Source organism: Pseudomonas sp. PDM32, assembly GCF_019219225.1.
Lineage (GTDB): Bacteria > Pseudomonadota > Gammaproteobacteria > Pseudomonadales > Pseudomonadaceae > Aquipseudomonas > Aquipseudomonas laurylsulfatiphila.
The window spans coordinates 1-267 of the sequence record NZ_JAHUWE010000065.1; the positions used below are offsets into that span (position 1 = coordinate 1).

Consider the following 267-nt stretch of genomic DNA (forward strand, 5'->3'; position numbering starts at 1 on the left):
TGGCTTCGCGACCTACTCTCACATGGGGAAACCCCACACTACCATCGGCGATGCATCGTTTCACTTCTGAGTTCGGGATGGGATCAGGTGGTTCCAACGCTCTATGGTCGTCAAGAAATTCGGGTACCGAGTCGTGACCGGTTGGCCTCGCTTCAGCAAATTGGGTATGTGACAGCTGGTGTTTTGTGAGTATCTCGAACTTTCGGTTCGTTTCGTCTTCACACACCGCAATCTGGCCTTTCGACGCAAATTGCTTGGGTGTTATAT

Annotated in this window: 1 rRNA gene; it reads right to left on the minus strand. The window is 51.3% G+C overall.

Features of this window, described 5'->3' with window-relative positions:
• Nucleotides 1–2: 2 nt before the first annotated feature.
• Nucleotides 3–115 (minus strand): 5S ribosomal RNA (gene rrf, locus KW846_RS29815).
• Between the last annotated feature and the right edge of the window lie 152 nt (nt 116–267).